This is a genomic window from Bradyrhizobium uaiense, from assembly GCF_010811875.1.
In the GTDB taxonomy this organism is placed as follows: Bacteria; Pseudomonadota; Alphaproteobacteria; order Rhizobiales; family Xanthobacteraceae; genus Bradyrhizobium; species Bradyrhizobium uaiense.
In genome coordinates this window covers 19,292-45,564 of sequence record NZ_VKHP01000014.1, presented here as the reverse complement: position 1 = coordinate 45,564, position 26,273 = coordinate 19,292, and the positions used below count along the sequence as shown (strand labels likewise).

Here is a 26,273-nt window from a genome sequence, read left to right as displayed (position 1 = left end):
GATGTCGTTGCTCCAGAGCACCCAGTTCCGCCCCGACCCGTCAGCCAACGCGACGCGACGCGCCTGGATCGGCGCCTGGCCGGAATTCCAGAATCCGGCAGCCTGGCTGGTCGCGCTGATCCTGGTGATCATGCCGCTGATCGCCAACGGCTTCTTCCTGATCGAGATCTTCGCCACCACGCTGATCCTCGGCATCATCGCGCTCAGCCTGATGTTCCTCGCCGGCTATGGCGGCATGGTCAGCCTGATGCAGCTCACGATCGCGGGCTTCGCCGGCTACATGGTCGCGGTGTTCGGGATGAGCGGCAACGCCAATATCAGCCTGGGCTGGCCGTGGTGGCTGGCGACCCCGATGGCGCTGGCGTTGGCAACGCTGTTCGGCACGCTCGGCGGCGCGCTCGCGGTGCGCACCGAGGGCATCTACACCATCATGATCACGCTGGCGATCGGCGCGGCGTTCTATTACTTCACCAACCAGAACTGGACGATCTTCAACGGCCACACCGGAATCAACACCGTCGCGACGCCGCATTTCTGGGGCGTCGACTGGCGCAGCGATATCGCCTTCTACTATGTGACGCTCGGCGTCGCCGCGATCTGCTACTTCGCCGTCCAGTATGTCTCGCGCGCGCCGTTCGGCCTCGCGCTGCAGGGCGTGCGCGACAATTCCCGCCGCATGGCGGCGCTCGGCTTCAATCCCAATGCCCACCGCATCGCGGCCTACGCCTTCGCGGCCTTCATCGCGGCGCTCGGCGGCGTGCTGCAGGTCTGGAATTACCGGCAGATCTCGCCCGGCTCGGTCAGCGTCGGCGCCTGCATCGACGTTCTCATCATCGCCGTGGTCGGCGGCATCACAAGGCCGATCGGCCCGTTCATCGGCGCGTTGATCTTCGTCCTGCTGCGCACCTTCGCGCTCGACGTGTTGATCAAGTTCGGGCTCGACGGCAACCGCTTCCGCCTGCTGATCGGACTGGGCTTCCTCGCCATCGTGTTCTGGTCGTCCGACGGCGTGATCGGCCTATGGGAACGCTGGCGGCGCAATGCATCGGCGACGCAAAGCCCAGGGGGAGGCCGCCATGGATAGCGTCGCGCAGCGCCTGTCCGTGGTCGGCGCTGGTGCGGCGCTGGAGCTGCGCGGCGTGACGCGGCTGTTCGGCGCGCTGGCGGCGCTGACCGACGTCACCATCACCGTGCGACCAGGCGAGCGCCGCGCCGTGCTCGGCTCGAACGGCGCCGGCAAGACGACGCTGTTCAACTGCATCACCGGCGACTTCCCGCCCTCCTCCGGCACGATCCGCTTCTTCGGCGAGGACATCACCCAGTTCCCGCCCTATGAGCGCATCCGTCGGGGCTTGCGCCGCACCTATCAGATCTCGGCGTTGTTCCCCGGCCTCACGGTGCAGGACAACGTCTATCTCGCCTGCCGCGGCGTTTCGCGCGGCCGCTTCTCGTTGCTGCGCCCGGGGCAGAACGATGCGCTGATGCACGCGACCGAAACGCTGGTGCAGGCGGTGCACCTCGCTAGCGTGAAGGACCAGCGCGTCGCCGAGCTGGCGCATGGCCAGCAGCGCCAGCTCGAGATCGCGCTGGCGCTGGCCGGCGCGCCGCGCTTCATCCTGTTCGACGAGCCGGCGGCGGGATTATCGCCGACCGAGCGGCGCGAGTTGATCGAGATCCTGACCTCGCTGCCGGCGCATATCGGCTACATCATCATCGAGCACGACATGGACGTCGCACTGCGCGTCGTCGAGAGCGTGACGATGATGCACAACGGCCGTATCTTCAAGGAAGGCCTGCCTCGCGAGATCGAGTCCGACCCCGAAGTGCAGGAACTCTATCTCGGAGGCGGCCATGAATGACCGCCGCGCCGCGCCCGCGCTCGAGGTGAAAGGCCTCGACGTCTATTATGGCCATTCCCATGCATTGCAGGGCGTCGATCTCACGCTTGACTCCGGCGTCTTCTCCGTGGTCGGCCGCAACGGCATGGGCAAGACCACGCTGTGCAAGGCCATCATGGGGCTGGTCCGCGCCAGCGGCGGCTCGATCCGCATCCGCGGCGAGGAGGTCACGCGACTCAACCCGGCGCGGATCGCGCGGCTCGGCGTCGGCTATGTGCCGCAGGGCCGCCGCTTGTGGCGCTCGTTGACTGTCGACGAACATCTTGCGCTCGCCGGCGGCCTGCGCCGCGGCGCCTGGACCATCGAGCGCATCTACGACACTTTCCCGCGCCTTGCCGAGCGCAAGACCAACGGCGGCAACCAGCTCTCCGGCGGCGAGCAGCAGATGCTCGCGATTGCACGCGCATTGCTGACCAACCCGCAGCTGCTGATCATGGACGAGCCGACCGAAGGTCTCGCGCCAGTCATCGTCGCGCAGGTCGAGGAGATGCTGCTGCGCCTCGCCGATGAAGGCGACATCTCCGTGCTGGTCATCGAGCAGAATATCGGCGTCGCCACGGCGGTGTCGCGCAGCGTCGCGATCATGGTCAACGGTCGGATCAACCGCATCATCGACTCCGCACGTCTTGCGACCGACCGCGAGTTGCAACAGCGGTTGCTTGGTGTCGGCACCCACGGCGCTGATGAGACCGACGCCGAGACAGTCCAGGCCAGAGCTGAAGTGCCCGGCGTGCCGCAGCCGGAACGCAAGGGGCCGACCCGCATCTACATCTCCAATCCGGTGTTGCCGACCCGCTGGTCGCAGCCGGTGCCGATCGCTCGCATCGAGGCCGCCGCCCGGACGCAGTCCGCAGGTGTCACGAGGCTCGAGGAGGCACCGCGCAGCCGGCGCGAGCCGGCAACGTCGAAGACATCGGGGCCACCCGTCGTGCTGGTCGTCGGCACGCTCGATACCAAGGGCGCGGAGCTGCGCTTCATCCGCGGCATCGTCGCGGGAAGCGGCCTGCGGAGCCGGCTCGTCGATGTCTCGACCAGCGGCAAGGCAGCGAGCTGCGACGTCACCGCGCAAGAGATCGCGCTGAACCACGGCCGCGGCGGCGCTGGTGTGTTCGGTTCCGATCGCGGCGCCTCGGTCACGGCGATGGCGGAAGCGTTCGAGCGCTGGCTGCGGCGCCAGGGCAATGTCGCCGGCATCATTTCCGCCGGCGGCTCGGGCGGTGCATCGCTGGTCGCACCGGGCATGCGCGCGCTCCCGGTCGGCGTCCCCAAGCTGATCATCTCCTCGGTCGCGTCCGGCGACGTCGGGCCCTATGTCGGCCCCGCAGACATCACCATGATGTATTCGGTGACGGACGTGCAGGGCCTCAACTCGATCTCGCGCACCGTGCTCGGTAACGGCGCCCATGCGCTGGTGGGCATGGTCAAGGCACGACTCGACAAACAGGCCGGCGAGCAGCGCGACACAGTCGCGCATCTCCCGGCCATCGGCATCACCATGTTCGGCGTCACCACGCCGGCCGTGCAGAAGATCGCAGCTGATCTCCGTGAGGATTTCGAGTGCCTGGTCTTCCACGCCACCGGCGTCGGCGGCCGCTCGATGGAGAAGCTGGTCGAATCCGGGCAACTTGCCGGCGTCATCGATTTCACCACGACGGAGGTCTGCGATCTCCTGATGGGCGGCGTGTTTCCGGCGACCGAAGATCGCTTCGGCGCCATCATCCGCAGCCGCGTGCCTTACGTCGGCTCGGTCGGTGCGTTGGACATGGTGAATTTCGGTGCGCCGGACACCATCCCGGAGCGCTACCGGCAGCGCAAATTCCACGTCCATAATCCGCAGGTCACCTTGATGCGGACCACGCCGGAAGAGAACGAGCGCATCGGCCGCTGGATCGGCGAACGGCTGAACCAGATGGACGGGCCGGTACGCTTCTTCCTGGCCGAGGGCGGCGTCTCCGCACTCGATGCGCCGGGTCAGCCGTTCTGGGACCCGGATGCCGACGCGGCGCTGTTCCGCGCGCTGGAGCGCACCGTGCGCCAGACCGGCAACCGGCAGATCATTCGCGTCAAGCGCAACATCAACGATCCCGAGTTTACCGCCGCCATCGTCAGCGCGTTCCGTCCGCTGCTCGGACGCGCCGGTGGCCGGCGGAGAGTGGCGAGGTGACCCATGCCCAGGTTTGAACGCGCGGCGCTGTTGAAGAAGTTTCACGCCATGATCGCACGCGGCGAGCCGATCGTCGGCGGCGGCGCCGGCACCGGGCTGTCGGCGAAATGCGAGGAGGCCGGCGGCGTCGACCTGATCGTGATCTACAATTCCGGTCGCTACCGCATGGCCGGCCGCGGCTCGCTCGCCGGGCTGATGCCTTATGGCGATGCCAACGCCATCGTCGTCGAGATGGCCGGCGAAGTGTTGCCGGTCGTGACCAGCACGCCGGTGCTTGCCGGCGTCAATGGCACCGATCCGTTCCGCGACATGGATGTATTCCTCGACCAGCTCAAGGCGCTCGGCTTCGCCGGTGTGCAGAATTTTCCGACCGTTGGCCTGATCGACGGCGTCTTCCGCGCCAATCTCGAAGAGACCGGCATGTCCTACGCGCTCGAGATCGACATGATCGCGAAGGCGCATGACAAGAACATGCTGACCACGCCCTATGTGTTCAGCGAGCAGGAGGCGACCGCGATGGCGATCGCGGGCGCCGACATCATCGTCTGCCATATGGGGCTGACGACGGGCGGAACGATCGGCGCGCAGACCGCGCCAAAACTTGCGGACTGCCCCGCCCGGATCGAGGCCTGGGCCGAGGCCGCGCTCAGCGTCAATTCGAACATCATCGTGCTTGCGCATGGCGGTCCGATCGCAGATCCCGCGGATGCCGATTTCATCATGAGGAACACCCGCAACTGCCACGGCTTCTACGGCGCCTCCTCGATGGAGCGTCTGCCGGTGGAACGGGCGCTGACGGAACAGGTTCGCAAATTCAAGGCGATCGGCGCGCGCTAGAGCTGCCGTGACCAAAGGAGGAAGAGATGTCGGGGATGCTGGTCGGTGAATTGATCCTCTGGCTCATCGTCGCAATCGTCGCGATCGTCATCATCGTCTACGTCGTGAACTGGCTGTATCACCGCTCGTCGAAGGAGGTCTCCTTCGTCCGCACCGGCTTCATGGGCGAACGGGTGGTGATCAACGGCGGCGCTTTCGTGTTGCCGTTCATCCACGACACCACGCCTGTGAATATGAACGTGCTGCCGATGGGGATCGTGCGCTCCCGGCAGGACGCCGTGATCACCCGCGATCGCATGCGCGTCGACATCGAGGCCGATTTCTACGTCCGGGTTCAGCCGACCCGCGAGGCGGTCTCGATCGCCGCTGCAACCCTCGGCCGCCGCACCATGGAGCCGGAACAGCTGCACACCCTGCTGTCCGGCAAGTTCATCTCGGCGATCCGCTCGGTTGCATCGGAGATGACGATGGAGCAGATGCACGAGCAGCGCGGCGATTATGTCGCGCGCGTCAAGGCCAACGCGGCCGAAGCGCTGGCGCAAAACGGCCTCGAGCTGGAATCGGTCGCTATCACCGATCTCGACCAGACCGACCTCGAATATTTCAACCCCTCGAACCGCTTCGATGCCGAAGGCTTGACCCGCCTGATGGAGGACATCGAGGCCAAGCGCAAGCTGCGCAACGACATCGAACAGGACTCGATGATCAAGATCCGCTCCCGCAATTTGGAAGCCGAGCGGCAGGCGCTGGAGATCGAACGCGAAAGCGAGACCGCGCGCCTCAACCAGGAACGCGATATCGAGATGCGCCGCGCCCTGCAGCGCACCGAGGTTGCCCGCGAGCGTGCGCTGCGCGAGACCGAGTCCGAGCAGGCCCAGATCGCCGCGCGCGAAGCCATCGAGAAGGCGCGGATCGCCAATGAGCAGGCGATCACCGAGGCCCGGATCGTCTCGGAGCGCGAGACAAGGCACAAGGAGATCGAGCGAACCCGTGCGGTCGAGGAAAAGGAGCTGCTGGCCCGCGAGGAGATCGAGAAGGTCCGGATCGCCAACCAGCGCTCGGTCGACACCACCCGCATCGCCTCCGAGCGCGAGGTACGCCAGCGCGAGATCGAGCGGATGCGCACGGTCGAGGAAGCCGAGATCGCCGCTCGCGAGGCAATCGAGAAGGCCCGCATCCAGCAGGACCGCGTCGTCACCGACGCCCGCATCGCCAATGAGGAAGAGACCCGCCGCCGCGAGATCGAGCGCACCCGCGCGGTCGACGAGGCAGAGATCGCGGCCCGCGAGGCCACCGAGAAGGCGCGCATCGCCCAAACCATGACCGTCAATGTCGAACGCATCTCCTCCGATGAACGCACCCGCGCGCTGGAGATTCACCAGGTCCGCACCATCCAGGAGGCCGAGATCGAGGCGCAGAAGGCGGTCGAGGCCGCCCGCATCATCAGAGAGAAGACGCTGGCCGCCGAGCGCATCGCGGCCGATCACACCACCCGCAAGCTCGAGATCGAGCGTAACCAGGCGGTCGAGATCGCCGGGATCAGCGCGCGCGAAGCCACCGAGGCATCGCGGATCGCCCAGGAGGAGCACGTCCGCTCGCTCGAAATCGCGCGCACCCGCGCGATCGAGGAAGCCGACATCGCCTCGCGCGAGGCGATCGAGGCGGCACGGATCTCGCAGGAGAAGTCGGTCGCAGCACAACGCATTCGCGCCGAGCGCGAGACCCGGGGGCTCGAGATCGCGCGCACCGAGGCGATCGAAGCCGCCGAGTTGAAGCGCCGCGACGCCATCGAGCGGCAGCGGATCGATGTCGAGCTGGCGCTGGAGAGCGAGCGGATCGCCTCCTCCAGGACCCGCGAAGTGCTCAACATCGATCAGAAAAAGGCGATCGAGCTCGCCGACGAGGAGCGCGTGATCGCGCTCGCCGCCAAGCGCTCGGAGCGGATCGATGCCGACCGCCAGGTCCGGCAGGCCGAGATTGTCGCGCGCAAGGAAGTCGACACCACCGATGTTTCGCGCGAGCAGGCGCTGGAGGCCGCCCGGATCGCGCGGCGCCGCGCGATCGAGCAGCTCGAGGTTGCCCGCAACCAGTCGCTGCAGGAGGCCGAGATCGCCGCGCGCGAGGAGGTCGAGCGCGCCCGGATTGCGTCAGACCGCGGTCTCGACGAGGCGCGCATCGGCCGCGAACGTGAGCTGCGCAAGCTCGAGGTCAACCGCGAGAAGGACGTGGAGACCGCGCTGATGGAGAAGGCGATCGCGCTGCATCAGAAGTCACTGGAAGAGTCGGCGGCGCGCGCTGCGGCCGAAGACGCACGGATCCGCGCGACGGAAGCCGCCGAGCGCGTCGTCACCGCCCGTGAGAGCGAGATCGCGAAGCGACGCAAGACCGTCGAGGTGCTGCTGGCCGAAAAGCAGGCCGAGGAGACCAAGATCGCGGCCGACGCCGAACGCGTCCGCGCCGCGGTCGAGGCCGAGGCCCAGCGCCTGCTCAACGAGGCCGAGAACGTGCTGACCGACCAGGCACGCTACTCGCTGTTCCGCCGCAAGCTGCTCGACCGCATCGAGGGCATCGTCCGCGAAAGCGTCAAACCGATGGAGAAGATCGAGGGCATCCGCATCCTCCAGGTCGACGGGCTCAATGGCAACGGCAATGGCGGCGGCTCTGGCCGCAGCGCCACCGACGAGGTGATCGACTCCGCGCTGCGCTACCGGGTGCAGGCGCCGCTGATCGATTCGATCCTGTCGGACATCGGCGTCGAGGGCGGCAGCCTCGCCAAGATGCCCGGCCTGATCCGCGAGGCGCGCGACATGCAGGGCATCAAGGATTCCGCGCGCAAGGGCGGTGGTGAGGCCAAGACGGCAGCGCCCGAGGGCGGCGGCGAACCGGCGCGCCCCGAGCGCACGCCGCGCAAGAAGGACTGAGCTGACACATGGCACGGGTTTACGTCTCCACCGTCGTCAATGCCCGCAACGACCGGGTCTGGGCTCGCGTGCGCGATTTCAACGGGCTGCCGAACTGGCACCCGGCGATCGCCGAAAGCCGGATCGAAGGCGGCGAGCCCTCCGACAAGATCGGCTGCGTCAGGGACTTCCGGCTGCGCAACGGCGATCGCATCCGCGAGAAGCTGCTCGGGCTGTCCGACTACGACATGTTCTGCACCTACTCGATCCTGGAATCGCCGATGGGCGTCGAGAACTACGTTGCGACGCTGCGGCTGACGCCGGTCACCGATGGCGACCAGACGTTCCTGGAATGGACCGCCGAATTCGACTGCGCGCCGGAGCGGGAGGTGGAGCTCGTCAACAATATCGGCGGCGGCGTGTTCCAGGGCGGCTTCGACGCGTTAAAGCGGGCGTTCGGGGGATGAAGACGTGATCGCAACTGTTCCGATCATGGCGCACTGCGCCCCCTCGCCCCGCTTGCGGGGAGAGGGTTGGGGTGAGGGGGAGTCTCCGCAAGGACGGCAGCAGTTTGGCCGGCGGAGAGTCACCCTCACCCGGAATTTGCGCATCGCGCAAATTCCGACCTCTCCCCGCAAGCGGGGCGAGGTGAAACATCCTGCACGGCTCGTCCGAACCAAAAGCCGCGGAGTATAGCCGTGCCGCATATCGTCAAAAGCACGATCCTGGATGCACCGACCGATGCGGTGTGGGCCGTGCTGCGCGATTTCAACGGCCACGACCGCTGGCATCCGGCGGTTGCGACCAGCGGCATCGAACGCGCGCAGCCGTCCGACAAGATCGGCTGCGTCAGGCGCTTCAAGCTCAAGGACGGCGCCGAGCTGCGCGAGCAGCTGCTGGCACTGTCCGATCTGGAACAGAGCTTCAGCTATTGCCTGCTCGATACGCCGATCCCGATGTTCAACTACGTGGCGCATGTCCGCCTGTTGCCGGTCACCGACGGCGACCGCACTTTCTGGCACTGGGAATCGCGCTTCACGACGCGGGCTGAGGATAGGGACCGCATCACGCAGATGGTTTCGGAAGACATCTACCAGACCGGCTTCGACGCCATCCGCCGACATCTGAAGGGGGCCGCGTAAGCGGGAGGACATCATGCCAGTCACGGTGAAGACCTTCACCAGCAGCCAGGACGCCGCGGCGGCGCTGTCATCGGATCGCGGCGCCCGCTACCTCGGCGGCGGCACGCTGGTGATGCGGTCTCTGAACGAGGGCGACGTCACGATCTCGACCGTCGTCCGCGCCAGCGATCATGCGATGACAAAGATCGACGCCACAGGTTCGCGGATCACGCTCGGCGCCGCCGTCACCTTCGCGCGCATCCTGGCCGAGCGCGATCTCGGCTTCCTGCATGCACCTGCCCGCTCGATCGGCGGACCAGCGGTGCGCAATATGGGCACGGTCGGCGGCAATCTGTTTGCGCCGGTGCCGTATGGCGACTTCACCGTGGCGATGCTGGCGCTCGACGCGGTCGTGTCGGTGCAGGGCGGGCTCGGCGGACGCGAGATCGGAATCGAAGAATTCCTGCAATCGCGCGACCGGCAGGCCGGTACGCTAGTGCTCGCGATTTCCTTTGCCAAGCCCAGCAGCACTGAGGCCTTCCGCTACCGCAAGATCGCGCGGATCAAGCCCAAAGGCGGCGCCGTGATCACGCTCGCGGCGCATCTGCCCCTCAACGGCGGCCGCATCGTCGGCGCCCGCGTCGCGCTCGGCTCGATGGCGCCGACGCCGATCCGCGCCCGCGCCGCCGAGCGCGCGCTCGAAGGCCGTTCGCTCGACGCTTCCGCGATCAATGCAGCCGCCGCGGCAGCCGCCGAAGGAACCGCGCCCGGCGACAATGCGCTCGCCAGCGCCTGGTATCGCCGCGAGATCGTCGGCGTGCATCTTCGTCGCCTGTTGTCCGGTCAGGAATAGTCAAGATGGCCAAGACTGCCCTTCAATTCCAGCATAACGGCCGCGAGGTCGCGATCTTCGTCGACGGCGGCACCAACCTGTTGGTCGCGCTGCGCGAGCTGATCGGCGACATGACGCCGAAATTCGGCTGCGGCCAGGGCGGCTGCGGAACCTGCAGCGTGCTGATCGACGGCGAGCTTCATCTCTCCTGCCTGACGCTAGCCGAAACGGTCGCCGGCCGTTCGGTCGAGACGCTCGACGGCATCAAGGACGGTCCCAACCTGCACCCTCTGCAACGCGCCTTCGCCGACAATTTCGCCGCGCAGTGCGGCTATTGCACGCCGGGCATGCTGATGGCCGCCAAGGCGCTGCTCGACCGCAATCCGCAGCCGAGCCGCGCCGAAGTCGTCGAGGCGATCTCCGGCAACATCTGCCGCTGCACCGGCTATGAGCCGATCATCAACGCCGTGCTGGCTGCCGCATCCGGTGGCCGTGCCCGCGCGTAAGGAAACAGTGCCATGCTGGAATTGCGCAAAGACATTTTCGCCGACGAACGCGACGACAATCTGAAGGAGATCGGCAAGGGCACGCAGCGCCAGGACATGCTCGGCCATGTCACCGGCACCTCGCCCTATTTCGACGATCACAAGCTGCAGGGCATGCTGCATCTGAAGGTGGTCCGCAGCGCGCATCCTCATGCAAGACTGCGCCGCATCGACACCTCGGAGGCCGAGCGGTCGCAGGGCGTGCGGCGGGTGATCCGCGCCTCCGACGTGCCGCGCAACCTGAACACGCTGCTCAGCCTGATCAATTTCGGCAAGGACGACGAACCGTCGCTCGCGGTCGACAAGGTGCGCTACAAGGGCGAGCCGATCGTCGCCATCGTCGCCGACAGCCCGCGCGAAGCCTTTGAAGCGATTGCAAAGGTCAAGATCGACTATGAGTCGCTGCCGGCGGTGTTCGATGTCGAGGACGCACTGAAGCCGGGCGCGCCCGTGGTCAACGAGGTCTATCCGAAGAACACCTTCACCTATCACGAGACCTATGATCGCCAGCAGCTGCGCTTCGGTGACGCTGACCGCGCGCTGGCCACAGCCGACCATGTGCTGGAGCAACGCTACCAGATGTCGCCGATCGAGCACGCCCCGACCGAGACCAACGGTTCGATCGCAGCGCCCGACACCAACGGTCGCTTCATCGTCTACACCTCGACGCAGGCGTTGTTCTTCTCGGTCGACACCTGCGCCAAGATCCTCGACGTGCCCTCCAACACCTTCCACTTCATCGGCGGCACGGTCGGCGGCGGGTTCGGCGGCAAGGTCGATACCCTGACCGAGCCGCTCTGCATTCTGGGCGCGATGTTGACCGGACGGCCGGTGCGCTACGTGTTCGGGCGCGAGGAGGAGATGCAATACGGCCCGCCGCGCGGCGCCGAGCGCATCTACATCAAGGACGGCGTGATGCGCGACGGCCGCGTCGTCGCCCGCAAGGTGCGCGCCTATTTCGACAGCGGCGCTTATACGCGGCTGTCGAGCTATGCGGCGGTGAAATGCGCCGCGCACCTGCCCGGCCCCTACACGATCCCGAATGTCCATGGCGACGTCTACTGCGTCTTCACCAACCGCACACCCGCGACCGCGATGCGCGGCTTCGGCGTCACCGCGATGGATTTTGCGATCGAATGCCAGATGGACAAGCTCGCCCATCTCGTCGGCATGGACCCGATGGAGTTCCGGATCCTCAATGCCTATCGCGACGGCGACGTGAAGGCGCACCGCCGCGAGGCCAAGAACACCGCGCTGATCGAATGCGTGCAGGTCGCCGCCGAGAAGGCGAAATGGCCGCTCCGTGAGGACTTCAAGCGGATGTCGTCGCGCAAGGATGGCGGCGGCGCGCGTGCCGCCGTGACGCCGACCCCGCGTGAGACGCATGCGCCGCCTGTGACAGCGTCGCAGCAGCGCACGACATATGACCGCGCGCCGGCCGCGAGCCGCGAGCCGCCGCCACCGCCTCCTCCGCCGGCACCGCCCTCGCCGCCGCGGCCGAGCGCGCCGTCGCATGGCGCCACCCGCTTCTCATCCGTCTTCGGCACCAGGAGGCGCTGACCATGACAAGGCATCGCGGACGCGGCATCGCGTCGGTCAACTATCCCATCGGCATGAATCTCGGCGGCGACCCGAGCCAGGCGCTGGTGCATTCCAATCCGAGCGGCAAGTTCACGGTCGCGCTGTCCTCGATCGACCTCGGCCAGGGCATGAAGTCGGTGACGCGGCAGATCTGTGCCGAAACGCTCGGCGTGCCGGTCGAGGACGTCTATGTCGACACCGCCGACTCGGACACCGGCCCGCATTGCATGGGCTCGTTCGCTTCGCGCGGTACGCATCGCGTCGGCAATGCCGTGATGGCGGCGGCGCGGGAGGCGCGCGGCGTGATGATGGAGGCGGCCGCCGAGGAGCTTGAGGTGAATGCTGCCGACCTTGAGACCGACGGTCGCGGTAATATCCACGTCAAGGGCGCGCCGCATCGCTCGATCTCGACCAAGGACGTCGCGATCGCGGCGCAGTTCAAGCAAGGCAAGACGATCTCCGGCCGCGGCATCTTCCTGGTGCCGCTGTCCGACGTCGACCCAGAGACCGGCGAGATGTCGCCGGCGACATGTTACGCTCACGCCTGCCTGGTCGCCGAGGTCGAGGTCGACGACGAGACCGGGGAGGTCGACATGGTCAGGATGGACTCGGCCTATGAGCTCGGCCGCGCGCTCAATCCGCGGCTGGTCGAGCAGCAGCTGGTCGGCGGCGCCTGGATGGGCGTCAGCCACGCGCTCTACGAGACGCCGGAGCCCTATTATCCGGAGCCGGTGCACGGCCCACGCGATTTCGTCGAATATCTGATGCCGGGGCCGGGCGACATCTGTCCGCACGATATCGCTGTGCTGGAACGCCCCGCCCCCGACGGCCCGTTCGGCGCCAAGGGACCGGGAGAGATGTGCGCCAATCCGGTGCTGCCGGCCGTCGCGAACGCGATCTTCAACGCGGTCGGCGTCCGGATCGACGACCTGCCGATCACGCCGGAGAAGGTGTTGCGCGCGATCCGCGCACAGGGCGGCGCGCGGCCGCAGCCGCGGCGCTGAGGTCGCTTCATGCCGGTCCGCAGCAACATCGTCGGCATCGACAGCCCCGAGGCGCTGGAGAAAGCGCTGCGCGCGGCCTATTACCTTGCCGACGATGGCATCGCGACCGCCTCCTATCTCTCGCTCGCGCTCGGCAAGCCGCTGCTGCTCGAGGGCGCGCCAGGTGTCGGCAAGACCGAAGCCGCCAAAGCCATCGCCGCCGTGCTCGGCCGCAAGCTGATCCGTCTGCAATGCTATGAGGGCATCGACGCGGCCGCCGCACTCTATGAATGGAACTATCCGCGCCAGATGCTGGCGATCCGGCAGGCCGGCGAGGAGAGCATCGACATCTATGGCGAGTCGTTCCTGATCGAACGTCCGATGCTCGCGGCACTGCGCGCACCTGATGCGACCGTGCTGCTGATCGACGAAATCGACCGCGCCGATCAGGAGTTCGAGGCATTCCTGCTCGAATTCCTCTCCGACTTCCAGATCTCGATCCCCGAGCGCGGCACCATCCGCGCTGCCGAGCATCCCGTCGTGGTGCTGACCTCGAACCGGACCCGCGACCTGCACGAGGCGCTGCGGCGGCGCTGTGTGTATCACTGGATCGACTATCCGAATGCCGAGCGCGAGGCACGGATCGTGATGATGCGCGCGTCAAGCGTCGCCGAGGCCACTGCCCGCGCCGTGGTCGCTGCCGTCGGCCGGCTGCGCCGCGAGCCGCTCAGCAAGGCCCCAGGCATCGCTGAAGCCGTCGACTGGGCAGAGGCCGCAACCCTGCTCAACAAGGGCGGCGCGCGCTGGCCTGACGCGTTCAAGCGCTCGATCGGCGTCGCGCTGAAGGACGAAGAGGATCTGCATTTCATCTCGCCGCGGCTCGATGCGATCATCGCGGAGGCAGCCGCGTGAGCGACGATCTCAAGCTGCCGCGCGCCGCGCGGATCTTCGTCACCTTTGTCGCATTGCTGCGCGCCAACGGCTTCTCCGTCGCGCCGGAGCAGACGACGAGCTTTTTGGCGGCGATCGGACTGCTTGGGCCCAGGAGCCTGGAGCATATCCGCCGGGCCGGGCTTGCCACGCTGGCGCCGCCGCCCGAGCGCCGCGCGACGTATGACCGGCTGTTCGACATTCATTTCCGCGGCGCCGAGGCGATCGAGCAGGCCGAGGGCGAAGACGAGGAGACCGTCCGCCTGCAGGAGGAAGGCCGTGGCGAGGACGAGCCGCCGCTCGCCGACGAAGCCAACGAATCCGGCCTCGCGGCGGCGCGGGCCGAGGCGCTGGTCGAGCGCCGCTTTGCGCAGACAGCCACCAGCGATCCGCTGCGAAAACTGTCGCGCGAAGCGGCAAAACGGCTGCCGCGGCGGCGCGGCCACCGGCGGCGCCGCGCGCGCTCTGGCCCGTTCGCCGACCTGCGCCGCACGCTCCGCGAGAGCGTGCGCAACGACGGCGAAGTGTTGCGGCTCGGCCGGATGCGCCGCCGCCAGCGCCCGCGCAAGATCCTGTTCCTGATCGACGTCTCCGGCTCGATGAAGGCGCGCACCGAGGAGAACATGCGGCTCGCCCATGTGCTGGTGCAGGCGGCCGGCAATGTCGAGGTCTTCACCTTCGGCACAAGGCTGACCCGCGTGACGCCGTCGCTGCGGCTGAAGCGCCGCGAGCAGGCGTTGAATGCAACGTCGTTCCTGGTCAGCGACTGGGACGGCGGCACAAGGATTGGCGACGCGCTGCAGGCGTTCCTCGCCGTGCCGCGGTTCGGCGGATATGCCCGCGGCGCGGCGGTCGTGATCGTTTCCGACGGCCTTGAGCGCGGCGATCCGGCCGCGCTGCGCGATGCGGTGGCAAAGCTGACGCGCCGGGCCTGGCGCGTCAGCTGGCTGACGCCGCTCGCGACTGCGCCCGGCTTCGTGCCGCAAACCGAGGCGCTGATCGCGATCCAGCGCTTCGTCGACGATCTCGTGGACGGCGGATCGAGCGCGGCTGTCGTTGCGCACCTGCTGTCGCTTGCAACAAGGAGAGCTGCGTGACCGGCATCGTCGACGGACATCATCACATCTGGCGTCAGGCTGATCTCGCCTGGCTGTCCGGCCCGATGCAGCCGCGCATCTTCGGCCCCTACGAGCCGATCCGCCGCGACTATCCGATTGAGGAATATCTCGACGACCTCAGGGGCACCGGCGTCACCCGTTCGGTCTATGTCCAGACCAACTGGCCGAACGGCCAATTCGAGGATGAGGCGGCCTGGGTGCAGCAGACCGCCGACGCGCACGGCTGGCCGCACGCGCTCGTCGCCTATGCCGATTTCTCCGTAGACGACGTCCGGCCGCAGCTCGATCGCCTGAAACGCTATCCGCTGGTGCGCGGGGTGCGCATGCAGCTGCACTGGCACGAGAACCCGCTCTACCGCTTCGCGGCGCGTCCCGATCTCTGCACCGATCCCGTGATCCGGCGCAATGTCGGCCACCTCGCCGACTATGGCTGGAGCTTCGACTTGCAGGTGTTCGGGTCGCAGATGGCCGATGCGGCAGGCCTCGCGGAAGCCTGCCCTGCCGTGACGTTCATTCTGCAGCATGCCGGCATGCTGGAGGATCTGTCGCCGCAAGGCCGCGCCGCCTGGCGCGCCGGCATGGCGCGGCTCGCGCAATGCCCCAACGTGGTATCCAAGCTGTCCGGGCTCGGCACCTTCATCCACCGCAACGATGCCGCGCATATCGCCGGCATCGTGACCGATACGGTTGCGACCTTCGGCGCGGACCGCTGCCTGTTCGGCTCCAACTTTCCGATCGAGAAGCTGTGGACCAGCTACCGCGATCTCATCGACGCCTTCAAGGCAGCCGCCGAGCGGCTCAGCCCATGGCAGCGCGAAGCAATCTTCAGCACAACGGCGGCGCGGGTTTATCGGCTGGGGCCATAGCTGCGCCGCGAGCACGGACACGACAACGAACACGAATTTGGAGGGAGAGCGATGCCGTTGGAGATCAAGATCCTGGACTATGGCGATATCGAGCTGGAATCGAGCTTCCTGGTGCTCGGGCACAATTGCGGCCGCACCCGCCGCGTGCTGACGCTCGGCTTCCTGATCCTCGGCGGCCCCTATCCTGTTCTGGTCGATACCGGCTACCGCTCCAACCAGATCATGGAGACGCTCGGCATGCGCGGCCTCCAGTTCCACGAGAACATGATCGAGAACCAGCTCGCCCGCCACGGCGTGCGGATGGGCGACGTCCGCTTCGTCTGCCACACCCATCTGCACATCGACCATGCCGGCAAGGACGACCTGTTTCCGATGAACACCACCGTCGTGGTCAACCGCAAGGAGCTGGAATACTCCGTCTCCGGGCTGATGCACCCGCAATATCCGGCGCCAGACATCAAGCATCTGATCGACCGCCTGCACACCAAGAGTGCGCTGCGCTTCCTCGACCTCGAAATCACAGGTCCGGTCGAGCTAATGCCCGGCGTCTATTGCGACGCCGCCAACGCCCATACCGAGGGCTCGATGAACATCCACGTCCACACCGCCGACGGGATCGCGACGATCTGCGGCGACGTGATCTATGACTTCAACGATCAGATCGTCACGCCGTTCAACGAGATCCAGGACGCTGAACCGCGCACCACCGGCAATCACGGCACCAGCAAGCGGGCCGAGAAGGCCGCAATCAAGAAGCTGCTCTCCAGCTCGCGTTATCTGCTTCCGGTGCACGATCGCCCGGCCAAGATCGAGGGCGGCACGGTGGTTGGCCGCCTGCACGACCAGGTGCCCGGGCCCGTCGTGCAGAGCCTGCCGCAGCGCAGCTGGTTCCCGGCGTAACAACGAGGACGAACGCGATGACGCATGTCACGCTGCGCGCGGAGTTCGAAGACCTGATCGATCCCTACGCGCCGGTCGGCCAGGTCGGCACCGGCTTCGATTTCACGGAGGGACCGATCTGGCACCCGGTCGATCACTTCCTGCTGTTCTCCGATATGCCCGGCGACGTGCGCCGGCGCTGGGATGCGCGGCGCGGCGTGGTCGAGGTCAAGCGTCCGTCGAACAAATGCAACGGCATGACCTACGACGCCGACCTCAACCTGATCGTCTGCGAGCATGCGACGTCTTCGCTGATCCGCGAGCGGCCCGACGGGCGGCGTGAGATGCTGGCCTCGCATTACGAGAACCAGGAGCTCAACAGCCCGAACGACGTCTGCGTCCATTCCTCGGGCGCGATCTATTTCTCCGATCCCTGGTACGGCCGCATGCCGGTCTATGGCGTCGAGCGGCCGCGCCAGCTCGGCTTCCAGGGCGTCTATCGCGTGTTGCCCGGCGGCGGCGCGCCGAAGCTGCTGGTCGACCGCTATCTGTTCGAGCAACCGAACGGGCTGTGCTTCTCGCCCGACGAGCGCATCCTCTACGTCAACGACACCGTGCAGGCGCTGATCCGCGCCTTCGACGTCGATGCCGATGGCTCCCCCGGCAATCCGCGCGTATTTGCGAGCGGCATTCGTTCCGAGCTCGAGCCCGGCCTGCCCGACGGCATGAAGTGCGACCAGCGCGGCAATGTCTGGGTCACCGCGCCCGGCGGCGTTTGGGTCTATTCGCCCGGCGGCGATCTGCTCGGCAAGGTCCGGCTGCCCGAACTCGTCGCCAACCTCGCCTGGGGCGGCGCCGATTTCCGCACGCTGTACCTGACCGCGACCCATTCGGTCTACGCAATCCCAACCAAGGTCGGGCCGCGCAACGAACCCCATATGAACGGCAAGCGCGGCAGCACTGCCGCCGCATCGTCCGCCCCGCCCACGCCCAATCTCGCAGCCGGCGAGATGCAGATCGACCCGCAACGCTGCGCGATGATCATCCAGGATATGCAGAACGACGTCATTATGGATGGTGGTGCATTCGCCGAGTCCGGCGCGCCTGATCACGCGCGCCAGCAACATGTCGTCGAGAATGTCCGCCGCGTCGCCGAGGCGGCGCGTGCGCGCGGCGTCGCCATCATCCATGTCTGGTTCGTGGTCGAGCCAGGCGCGCCCGGCGTAACGTTGAACGCACCGCTGTTCGAGGGATTGGTCGACAGCAAGGCGATGGTGCGCGGCAGCTGGGGCGCCGCGCCGGTCTCGGGGCTCGAGCCGCGTCCGGGTGACTTCGTCGTCGAGAAGATGCGGATGAGTGCCTGGGAAGGCACAAGACTCGAGACCATCCTGAAGGCGACCGGTCGCGACATGATCATCAACACCGGGGCCTGGACCAACATGTCGGTCGAGCACACCGCGCGCACCGGCGCCGATAAGGGCTATTTCATGATCGTGCCGGAGGATTGCTGCTCGACCATGAACGCCGACTGGCACAACGCCGCGATCAACTTCGCGCTCCAGAACGTCTCCGTGGTGACCAACGCCGACACCGTCATCAAGGCGCTCGGCTGAGGAGGTGCGGTGCCGAAGCTGCTGCATCTCGCCTGTTCTCCCCGCCTCGATTCGGAATCGGCGGCAGGCGCGCGAGTTTTTGTGGAGAGCTTCCGCAAGGCGCGACCGGACTGGGAGATCGACGCGATGAACCTGTGGCGCGAGCCGCTGCCGGAGTTCGAGGTTTATCTGCTGGAGGCGAAATACGCCCGGATCGGCGGCAAGAGCTTCACCAATTCGCAGCACGACGCCTTCGCCGTCGCCGAGCGCCTGGCGCTGCGGCTGTCGCTGGCCGATCGCGTGCTGATCTCGACGCCAATGTGGAATTTTTCGATTCCCTACAAGCTTAAGCAGTGGCTCGACGTCATCATCCAGCCCGGGCTGACTTTTCGCTTCGACCCGGCGCAGGGTTACCTGCCGCTGCTCAAGGACCGCCCGACGGTCGTGATTCTGGCCAGCGGCAGCGATTTCGTCACCGGCATGAACCGCGGCCGCATCGACATGGCGACGCCCTATCTGCGCGAAGTGCTGCGCTTCATCGGCATCAATGACGTGCGCCTCGTGCCGATCGGCCCGACCACCGGGCCCATTGAGCCGATCCGCGCGGCTCGCGAGGCAGCGCACCGGCGACTTGCGGAAATGGCGGCGACGTTCTGAGTAGTCCTCACCGCATCGTCGTCCCGGCGAAAGCCGGGACCCATAATCACAGGGTCGTGTTGTTGCAGAAGGCTGTGGCCACGGCGTCGCGCAACAATGAATATTCGGGGTTATGGGTCCCGGCTTTCGCCGGGACGACGGCAAGTTTGCCGGGCCGCTTGTGGAAGAGTCACCCGTCAGGGATGTCGCACCTCCCCTCGTTATTCCGGGCTCGCGCTACGCGCGCCCTCAGGTGCGCAATGGCGCACCGGGGAATGACGAACGAACTACGTCTCCGCCACGGGAAACACGAGCCTGCACAACAGCCCCGGCGCGTTGTCGCGCAGTTCGATCCGCGCGCCGTGCAGGCTCGCGACCGCTGCGACCAGGCTGAGACCGAGTCCATTTCCCGGCGTATAGCGGCTCTGCTCGAGCCGATAGAAGCGCTTGAAAACCCGATCGTGCTGCTCGGCGGGAATACCGGGGCCGTCATCGGCGACCGAAATCACCGGCCCGCCCTCGTCATTGTCGCAGGTTACCGTCACCCGTCCGCCCGGGCGGCCATGCTTGATGGCGTTGTCGACGAGATTGGCAATAGCATCGAACAGCAGGTCGCGGTCGCCGGTGACCTGCACCGCCGGATCGCCGGCAAGAACGAGGCGCGTGGTGACCTGCTCGGCCGCAGCATCGTAGAGCTCGACCACCTCGCCTGCGATCTCGACCAGGTTGACCGTGCGAAACGCCCCCTTGCGAGCCCGCGTCTCGATCTCGGAAATCCGCGTGATCGATGCGAACATCCCGAGCACCGCGTCGAGATCGGCGATGGTGTCGCCGATCAGCGCCGCATCCCCTTCCCCGTTGCGTGGAGCATGGTAGGCCTTCTCCAACCGGCCGCGCATCCGGGTCAGCGGCGTGCGCAGATCGTGGGCGATGTTCTCGCTGACCTGCTTGACGTCCCCCATCAGGGATTGGATGCGATCCAGCATCAGATTGAGATTCTCGGCGACGCGATCCCATTCGTCACGGCTGCCGTGGAGCGGGATACGCTGGTCGAGGCCGGAGAGCATGATGGCGCGACTGGTCGCATTGATCGACTCGATCCGGCTGACCGTTCGCTGCGTGACCCCGATGCTGGCAGCCGCCGCAAGCCCGATGATCAGCACAATAGCCGCGATGCCCGCGGCCCTGATCTGCGCCATGAAGCCATCGAGATCGCTGATGTCGCGGCCCACCAGAAGCCGATCGCCGTTTGACAAGGTCTCCGTCGCAGCTCGCACCAGAGCGGGTTCCGCGGAGAGCTGCGGCAGCGAAGCGCGGAATTCAGCCCATCCCTGCGCGGCAGCATCGTTTGGCCATTGCTTCAGATTTCCAGCGAGTATCGCGGATCCGGGGCCAGCCAACAGATAGACATGATCGGCTACGTCCTTGTCCGCAATGCGCTGTGCGATCGACGCGGCCAGGCCATCACGGCCGGATCGCGCATAGGCAGCATCGAGGCTCGCCTGCTCAGTCATGATTGCGCGATCGGACCTGTCGCGCACATAGGACAGCGTCGACCAGTAGACGTAAGCGAAGATGGCGGACACGATCAGGCCGAACACGCCGATGGCGATCAAGGCCAGGCGAAACGTCGATGACCCAAGGGTTTTAGCCAGGAGCACGGAGGCAGTACCCGATGCCGCGGATCGTGTGGATCAGCGGATAGGCTTGCTGGTCGTCGACCTTGCGGCGCACCCGTCCGACATAGACATCGATGATGTTGGTCGAGGGATCGAAGTGCAGATCCCACACGTGCTGCAACAGCATGGCGCGCGACACCACACGGCCTTCATTCCGCGTGAGATACTCGAGCAGCTGGAATTCCTTCGGCAGCAGTGGAATCTTCCGGCCGCGGCGGCTTGCCGTCCGCGCGATCAGATCGACCGCAAGATCGCCGACCCGCAGGATGGTCTCCTTGGCAACGGTCTCGCTGCGGCGACCGAGCGCCTCGAGCCGTGCCAGCAGTTCGACAAAGGAAAACGGTTTGACCAGATAGTCGTCGCCGCCGGCGCGCAAGCCGCGCACGCGGTCGTCGACCTCACCGAGCGCGCTGATGATCAGAAACGGCACTGCGATGCCGTCGTCGCGCATCTGACGCATCACCGTGATGCCGTCGATATCGGGCAGCATGCGATCGATCGTGATCACGGCATAGTCGCGCGCCGCGCCCTGGCTCAACGCCTCGCGGCCGTTCGCCGCAAGGTCCACGTCATAGCCGCTGGTCGTGAGCTCTTCGACGAGTTGACCCGCGGTCTCCGGATCGTCCTCGACGACGAGAATGCGGCGGTGAGCTCCGGTCATTGTGTTCAACTCTCCGAGCGCCCGCCCCGCGACGATCGCCGCCAGACTATCCCATTCCGGGGCTGGATGGAACGTCTGGCGACGACCGCGACAACGGTGCGGTTGGTTGGGCGATCACCAATAGTCACCGCACACATTGACCCATTGCAGACCGTAAGCCGTCCATACCCGGCGGTAACAGCCATCGTAGTAATCGGCATAGACGTAAGGCCCGCCGAAGAATGCGAAGCGATGGAAGCGGTGGTGATGGAAGAAGCCGCCGTGATGGAAGAAGCGTCCGCCATGGAATCCGGCTCCGGCAAATCGCGGGCCGAACGCAGGAGCGCCGGCAAAGCGCGCGCCGCCGAAGTGCCCGCCGGCAAAATGGCCGCCGCCGCCCATCGCGGCGAATGCCATGCTTCCGCCACGCATACCGCCACCGAAACCTCCGCCATGCATTCCGCCGCCAAAGCCGCCACCGTGCATGCCGCCACCCATGGCGCCAGCGAAGCCACCGCCGTGGCCGCCACCGAAGCCACCACCGCCACCATGTCCGCCACCGCCACCGCCGCCGCCTCTGGCGAGGGCTGCGGGTGCAAGCGCGACGCTGACCGCGAGCGTCGCCGCCGTGAGACACGTGAGAAGCCTGTTCTTCATGAAATCCTCCCTGATTGGGACCGCGGCAAATCTCGTATCGCCGCACGCGAGCATGATCAGAAGACGCAAGCGGACCGCCGACTTCAACTTACAAATGCGCCAGATTCTGACGCAGGATTTAGAATTGGCGAACGAGCGCGGCCATGCGGAAATCACCATGATCGCAGCCAGGATTTCGTTGGCCGAGATCGACGGACATTTGGCCGGAATCACCGGATAGCGCTCGTTGAAGCGATCCGCCCGGTTTCTTAATCGTGAGGGTGTCGAGGAATGACGGCGTCCTGGAGAGATTGCAGATCCGGTTCACAATTTGTCGATTTAAGGGTCTCCCCTCCTCGCCGGCCGTAACCCAACCACCATGCAATCACCTTTCACCCGGCTTCGCTGCCGGCGCCGGGAAGGCGAAGTGCTGACCTTCAGCAAGGAGCTTTCGATGAGCGACGAGATCAAAAGACCGTTTCTGACCCTCGCTTCCGGCGCACCTGGCACCTTCACCGTCACCCACGACATCACGCGCTACACCAAGGCCAGCATCTTTTCCGCGATCGGCAAGCAGACGCCGATGTTCGCGCGGTTCTCGACGGTTGCCGGCGAACGCGGCGCAGCCGATGCCGAGCGCGACATCCGCGGCTTCGCGCTGAAATTCTATACCGACGAAGGCAATTTGGACGTGGTGGGTAACAACACGCCGGTGTTCTTCTTCCGCGATCCCTTGCGCTTCATCGACCTCAATCACGTGATCAAGCGCCATCCGCGCACGGGCGTACGCGACCCCGACATGAACTGGGATTTCTGGACGCTGCTGCCGGAAGCGTTGCACCAAGTCACCATCGTCATGAGCGAGCGCGGCATTCCGAAGAGTTTCCGTCACCAGCACGGCTTCGGCAGCCACACCTACAGCATGGTCAACGCGAGCAATGAGCGCGTCTGGGTGAAATTCCATTTCCGCACTCAGCAAGGCGTCCAGAACCTGACCGATGCGGAGGCCGAGGCCGTGGTCGGCAAGGACCGCGAGAGCCACCAGCGCGACCTGTTCAACAGCATCGAGCACGGCGACTTCCCGCGCTGGACGCTGTTCATCCAGGTGATGACGGACGCGCAGGCCAAGGCATTCCCGTTCAACCCGTTCGATCTTACCAAGGTGTGGCCGAAGGCGGATTATCCGCTGATCGAGGTCGGCCATTTCGAGCTCAATCGCAACCCGGAGAACTTCTTCGCCGAAGTCGAGCAGGCGGCGTTCACGCCGGCGAATGCCGTGCCCGGCATCGGCTATTCGCCGGACAAGATGCTGCAGGCCCGGCTGTTCTCCTATGGCGACGCGCAGCGTTACCGGCTCGGCGTCAACCACCACCAGATCCCGGTCAACGCGCCGAAATGTCCCTTCCACAGCTACCACCGCGACGGCGCGATGCGCACCGACGGCAATCTGGGCTCGACGCTGACCTACTGGCCGAACAGCCATGGCGAGTGGACCGAGCAGCCGCAGCTGAACGAGCCACCGCTGGAGCTGTCAGGCGCGGCCGCGCATTGGGATCATCGCGTGGACGACGATCACTGGCAGCAGCCCGGCGATCTGTTCCGCAAGATGAATACTGCGCAAAAGCAGGCGCTGTTCGACAACACTGCCCGCCAGGTCGGCCATGCATCGAAGCACATCCAGGAACGGCACGTCGCGAATTGCAGCAAGGCCGACCCGGCCTATGGCAAGGGCGTCGCGGAGTCACTGGCCAGGTTTGCTGAAGGAAGGGTGTAGAAGCGGAGGCAAGGGCCGCTCGACGATCGCGTCGCGATTGGCACCAAACATTCGGTGTCGTCCCTGCGAAAGCAGGGCCCCATAGCCACCGAAGGACGTTGTTACGCGACGTTGGGCCACAGCTTGGTTCGACAATCCGCTCCTGCGGTTATGGGTCCCTGCTTTCGCAGGGACGGCGGCTGATATGCTGCGCCACGGCTCGACCCGTCGCTGCACCTAGGTCGGCTTGCCGCGTCCGCTCTTCTCGGCCGCGCGACGCAGCGCCTCCGCGAGCGCGCCGCCGCCGGACTGCTCCTGCGGGCGGCGCGGGGCCGACGACGTCATCTTGGCCGAACCACGTGAGAAATCGCGCGACGGACCCGCATTGTCCTTCTTCGGACCGATCTCATCGTCAAGCCGCAGGGTCAGCGCGATGCGCTTGCGTGCGACCTCGACGTCCAGGACCTTGACCTTGACGATGTCACCGGGCTTCACCACCTCGCGCGGATCCTTGATGAAGTTCCGCGACATTGCCGAGATGTGCACCAGCCCATCCTGATGCACGCCGATGTCGACGAAGGCGCCGAAGGCCGCAACGTTGGTCACGGTACCCTCGAGGATCATGCCCTTCTTGAGATCCTTGACCTCCTCGACGCCCTCCTTGAACACCGCCGCCTTGAACGCCGGGCGCGGGTCGCGGCCGGGCTTTTCCAGCTCGCGCAGAATGTCGGTGACGGTGGGCAGCCCAAACGTGTCGTCGACGAAGGTTTGCGGCCTCAGCCCGCGCACCATGTCGGCGTTGCCGATCAACGCCTTGATGTCGCTCTTGGTCGCCTCGAGGATACGGCGCACCACCGGATAGGCTTCCGGATGCACGCCGGACGAATCGAGCGGATCCTCGCCATTGCTGATGCGCAGGAAGCCGGCGCACTGCTCGAACGCCTTCGGCCCGAGCCGTGGCACCTCCTTGAGCGCCTTGCGCGACTTGAACGGACCATTGGCATCGCGGTGCTGCACGATGCTTTGCGCCAGTCCCTGGCCGATGCCCGACACCCGCGAGAGCAGCGGCACCGAGGCGGTATTGGCATCGACTCCGACCGCGTTCACGCAGTCTTCCACCACGGCATCGAGCGAGCGCGCCAGCTTGGCCTCGCCGAGATCGTGCTGGTATTGGCCGACACCGATCGCCTTCGGATCGATCTTGACGAGCTCGGCCAGCGGATCCTGCAGGCGTCGCGCAATCGAGACCGCGCCGCGAATGGTGACGTCGAGGTCGGGCAATTCGTTCGAGGCGAAGGCGGAGGCCGAATAAACCGACGCGCCGGCTTCGGAGACGACGATCTTGGTCATCTTGCGCTCGGGCAGCCGCTTGACGAGCTCAGCCGCGAGCTTGTCGGTCTCGCGCGAGGCGGTGCCGTTGCCGATCGCGATCAGCTCGACCCCGTGCTCGAGCGCGAGCTTGCCCAGAATGGCGAGTGCCTCGTCCCAGCGCCGCTGCGGCTCGTGCGGGAAGATTGCGGTGTGCGCCACCACCTTGCCCGTCGCATCGATCACCGCGACCTTGACGCCGGTACGATAGCCGGGGTCGAGCCCCATTGTGGCACGCGGGCCGGCCGGCGCTGCGAGCAACAGATCGCGCAGGTTCGAGGCGAACACCCGCACGGCCTCGGTCTCGGCCGCGGCCCACAGCCGCATCCGCAGATCGATATTGAGGTGAATCTGGATCTTGGTGCGCCAGGCCCAGCGCACCGTCTCGGTCAACCACTTGTCGCCCTTGCGGCCCTGGTTGAAGATCGCAAAGCGGTTCATGATCTTGAGCTCATAGAGGCCGGGTACGCCGACGGCCGGCGCCTCGGCCTCCGGCTTGATCGCCAGGTCGAGAATCTCTTCCTTCTCGCCGCGGAACAGCGCCAGGATGCGGTGCGACGGCAGCTTCGGCAACGGCTCGGAGAAATCGAAATAGTCCTTGAACTTCTCGCCTTCGGTCTTCTTGCCGGTGCGAACCGTCGAGCCCATGATGCCGTTCGACCACATCTCCTCGCGCAACGCGCCGATCAGATCGGCATCCTCGGCGAAGCGCTCAACCAGGATCGCGCGCGCGCCGTCCAGCGCGGCGGCGACGTCAGCGACCTGCTTCTCGGCATTGACGAAGGGAGAAGCGACCTCGTTCGGATCGTTTTGCGGCTGCGTCAACAGCTGATCGGCAAGCGGTTCGAGCCCGGCCTCCTTGGCGATCTCCGCCTTGGTGCGACGCTTCGGCTTGTACGGCAGATAGATGTCCTCGAGCCGGCCCTTGCTGTCGGCCGCCATGATCTGGGCTTCGAGCGCGGCATCGAGCTTGCCCTGCTCGCGGATCGAATTGAGCACCGCGGTGCGGCGCTCCTCGAGCTCCCGCAGATAGGTCAGCCGCTCTTCCAGCGTGCGCAGCTGCGCATCATCGAGCGCGCCGGTGAGCTCCTTGCGGTATCGCGCGATGAACGGCACCGTGGCGCCGCCGTCAAGCAGCGTCACCGCCGCCTCGACCTGCTCGTCGCGAACCCCCAGCTCCTGCGCAATCTGATGATGAATCTTTGCCACGCCTGTCTCTCTGATCCCGTTGCACCGCCGGACCTGGACAGTGCGGACGCCGCTTATGAACCATCCCGGATTGATTCATCAAGGCGCGCTGTGGATCAAATGAGGC

General features: G+C 66.2%; 23 protein-coding genes. 19 read left to right on the top strand and 4 right to left on the bottom strand.

What is annotated here, in order from left to right:
- The first annotated feature begins 1 nt into the window (after position 1).
- The 17 genes from FNJ47_RS06130 to FNJ47_RS06050 all read left to right on the top strand — a co-directional run bounded on the left by FNJ47_RS06130 (position 2) and on the right by FNJ47_RS06050 (position 18,903).
- Positions 2–1,084, top strand: coding sequence for a branched-chain amino acid ABC transporter permease (locus FNJ47_RS06130; protein WP_163151658.1), 1,083 nt, complete (start codon positions 2–4; stop codon positions 1,082–1,084).
- Positions 1,077–1,859 carry an ABC transporter ATP-binding protein gene (locus tag FNJ47_RS06125; protein ID WP_163151656.1) on the top strand — a complete coding sequence of 261 codons (783 nt, stop codon included), beginning with the start codon at positions 1,077–1,079 and terminating at the stop codon, positions 1,857–1,859. Before FNJ47_RS06130 ends, FNJ47_RS06125 begins: the two co-directional genes overlap by 8 nt.
- Positions 1,852–4,062 carry an ABC transporter permease gene (locus FNJ47_RS06120; protein ID WP_163151654.1) on the top strand — a complete coding sequence of 737 codons (2,211 nt, stop codon included), beginning with the start codon at positions 1,852–1,854 and terminating at the stop codon, positions 4,060–4,062. The genes FNJ47_RS06125 and FNJ47_RS06120 overlap by 8 nt, the downstream gene beginning before the upstream one ends.
- 3 nt (positions 4,063–4,065) lie before the next feature.
- Positions 4,066–4,899 carry a phosphoenolpyruvate hydrolase family protein gene (locus tag FNJ47_RS06115; RefSeq protein ID WP_163151652.1) on the top strand — a complete coding sequence of 278 codons (834 nt, stop codon included), beginning with the start codon at positions 4,066–4,068 and terminating at the stop codon, positions 4,897–4,899.
- A 26-nt stretch (positions 4,900–4,925) separates the two neighbouring features.
- Entirely contained in the window at positions 4,926–7,820 is a 2,895-nt protein-coding gene (locus FNJ47_RS06110; RefSeq protein ID WP_163151650.1) for a flotillin family protein, read from the top strand.
- 8 nt (positions 7,821–7,828) lie between these two features.
- Positions 7,829–8,266, top strand: a complete 438-nt coding sequence (locus tag FNJ47_RS06105; protein ID WP_163151648.1) for an SRPBCC family protein — start codon at positions 7,829–7,831, stop codon at positions 8,264–8,266.
- Between the two features lie 231 nt (positions 8,267–8,497).
- Positions 8,498–8,941, top strand: coding sequence for an SRPBCC family protein (locus tag FNJ47_RS06100; RefSeq protein WP_163151646.1), 444 nt, complete (start codon positions 8,498–8,500; stop codon positions 8,939–8,941).
- A 13-nt stretch (positions 8,942–8,954) separates the two neighbouring features.
- On the top strand, positions 8,955–9,773 hold the full coding sequence (locus FNJ47_RS06095; RefSeq protein WP_163151644.1) for an FAD binding domain-containing protein: 819 nt from the start codon (positions 8,955–8,957) through the stop codon (positions 9,771–9,773).
- 5 nt (positions 9,774–9,778) lie between these two features.
- Complete coding sequence (locus FNJ47_RS06090) at positions 9,779–10,258, top strand: (2Fe-2S)-binding protein (protein WP_163151642.1); 480 nt, start codon at positions 9,779–9,781, stop codon at positions 10,256–10,258.
- A gap of 12 nt (positions 10,259–10,270) precedes the next feature.
- Positions 10,271–11,857 (top strand): xanthine dehydrogenase family protein molybdopterin-binding subunit, encoded by a 1,587-nt coding sequence (locus FNJ47_RS06085; RefSeq protein WP_163151625.1) that lies wholly within the window; start codon positions 10,271–10,273, stop codon positions 11,855–11,857.
- Between the two features lie 2 nt (positions 11,858–11,859).
- Positions 11,860–12,882: a xanthine dehydrogenase family protein molybdopterin-binding subunit gene (locus FNJ47_RS06080; protein WP_021075858.1), complete on the top strand. Its 1,023-nt coding sequence runs from the start codon at positions 11,860–11,862 to the stop codon at positions 12,880–12,882.
- 9 nt (positions 12,883–12,891) lie between these two features.
- A complete protein-coding gene (locus FNJ47_RS06075) occupies positions 12,892–13,773 on the top strand; it encodes an AAA family ATPase (RefSeq protein ID WP_163151623.1) in 882 nt (293 codons plus the stop codon).
- Positions 13,770–14,888 carry a VWA domain-containing protein gene (locus FNJ47_RS06070; protein ID WP_163151621.1) on the top strand — a complete coding sequence of 373 codons (1,119 nt, stop codon included), beginning with the start codon at positions 13,770–13,772 and terminating at the stop codon, positions 14,886–14,888. The genes FNJ47_RS06075 and FNJ47_RS06070 overlap by 4 nt, the downstream gene beginning before the upstream one ends.
- The gene (locus tag FNJ47_RS06065; RefSeq protein WP_163151619.1) at positions 14,885–15,775 is read left to right on the top strand and encodes an amidohydrolase family protein; all 891 of its coding nucleotides are present in this window, start codon (positions 14,885–14,887) and stop codon (positions 15,773–15,775) included. The genes FNJ47_RS06070 and FNJ47_RS06065 overlap by 4 nt, the downstream gene beginning before the upstream one ends.
- A 51-nt stretch (positions 15,776–15,826) precedes the next feature.
- Positions 15,827–16,675, top strand: a complete 849-nt coding sequence (locus FNJ47_RS06060) for an MBL fold metallo-hydrolase (protein WP_163151617.1) — start codon at positions 15,827–15,829, stop codon at positions 16,673–16,675.
- A 17-nt stretch (positions 16,676–16,692) separates the two neighbouring features.
- On the top strand, positions 16,693–18,267 hold the full coding sequence (locus FNJ47_RS06055; RefSeq protein ID WP_163151615.1) for an isochorismatase family protein: 1,575 nt from the start codon (positions 16,693–16,695) through the stop codon (positions 18,265–18,267).
- 9 nt (positions 18,268–18,276) lie between these two features.
- A complete protein-coding gene (locus tag FNJ47_RS06050; RefSeq protein WP_163151613.1) occupies positions 18,277–18,903 on the top strand; it encodes an NAD(P)H-dependent oxidoreductase in 627 nt (208 codons plus the stop codon).
- Positions 18,904–19,169: 266 nt separating this feature from the next.
- Here the strand turns inward: FNJ47_RS06050 and FNJ47_RS06045 are convergent, their stop codons facing one another.
- The 3 genes from FNJ47_RS06045 to FNJ47_RS50385 form a co-directional block, all read right to left on the bottom strand.
- Entirely contained in the window at positions 19,170–20,246 is a 1,077-nt protein-coding gene (locus FNJ47_RS06045; protein ID WP_430649354.1) for a sensor histidine kinase, read from the bottom strand.
- A 283-nt stretch (positions 20,247–20,529) separates the two neighbouring features.
- Positions 20,530–21,222: a response regulator transcription factor gene (locus FNJ47_RS06040; protein ID WP_163151609.1), complete on the bottom strand. Its 693-nt coding sequence runs from the start codon at positions 21,220–21,222 to the stop codon at positions 20,530–20,532.
- Between the two features lie 114 nt (positions 21,223–21,336).
- A complete protein-coding gene (locus FNJ47_RS50385; RefSeq protein WP_163151607.1) occupies positions 21,337–21,858 on the bottom strand; it encodes a hypothetical protein in 522 nt (173 codons plus the stop codon).
- On the opposite strand from FNJ47_RS50385, the gene FNJ47_RS06030 reads away from it, so the two are divergent.
- On the top strand, positions 21,857–22,078 hold the full coding sequence (locus FNJ47_RS06030; protein WP_163151605.1) for a hypothetical protein: 222 nt from the start codon (positions 21,857–21,859) through the stop codon (positions 22,076–22,078). The genes FNJ47_RS50385 and FNJ47_RS06030 overlap by 2 nt on opposite strands.
- Before the next feature lie 213 nt (positions 22,079–22,291).
- Positions 22,292–23,611, top strand: a complete 1,320-nt coding sequence (locus FNJ47_RS06025) for a catalase (RefSeq protein WP_235999488.1) — start codon at positions 22,292–22,294, stop codon at positions 23,609–23,611.
- 216 nt (positions 23,612–23,827) lie between these two features.
- Here FNJ47_RS06025 and FNJ47_RS06020 read toward each other — a convergent pair whose 3' ends face one another.
- Positions 23,828–26,167 carry a Tex-like N-terminal domain-containing protein gene (locus FNJ47_RS06020; RefSeq protein ID WP_163151601.1) on the bottom strand — a complete coding sequence of 780 codons (2,340 nt, stop codon included), beginning with the start codon at positions 26,165–26,167 and terminating at the stop codon, positions 23,828–23,830.
- Positions 26,168–26,273 lie beyond the last annotated feature (106 nt).